This window comes from Bacillus sp. SIMBA_005 (genome assembly GCF_046535585.1).
Taxonomy (GTDB): Bacteria; Bacillota; Bacilli; order Bacillales; family Bacillaceae; genus Bacillus; species Bacillus pumilus.
In genome coordinates this window covers 1-232 of sequence record NZ_JAWRWI010001251.1, presented here as the reverse complement: position 1 = coordinate 232, position 232 = coordinate 1, and the positions used below count along the sequence as shown (strand labels likewise).

Genomic DNA, 232 nt, shown 5'->3' with positions numbered 1-232 from the left:
CATCCGCTGCTGCGCGTCGCGCTCGGCCTGATCGGCGTCGCGGTGCTGGGTGTGTTGCTGGTGGTCGGTCTGTTCGTCGGCGCGGCGATGATACTGCTCGGTGTCGCCCGCCGCCTGGTGCTGCGTCCGCGTGCGACGCCGGTGCGCGATGCACGCGTCGTCGACGCGGAATACCGCGTCGTCCGCGACCGCGATCCGCTGCTGCGCTGATCCGCCTCCGCGTGGCGCGGTC

Annotated in this window: 1 protein-coding gene; it reads left to right on the top strand. The window is 72.8% G+C overall.

Annotated features, from left to right (window positions below):
- Positions 1-210: hypothetical protein (locus SB660_RS24070; RefSeq protein ID WP_410585153.1), on the top strand; the 210-nt coding region annotated here is incomplete at its 5' end.
- Between the last annotated feature and the right edge of the window lie 22 nt (positions 211-232).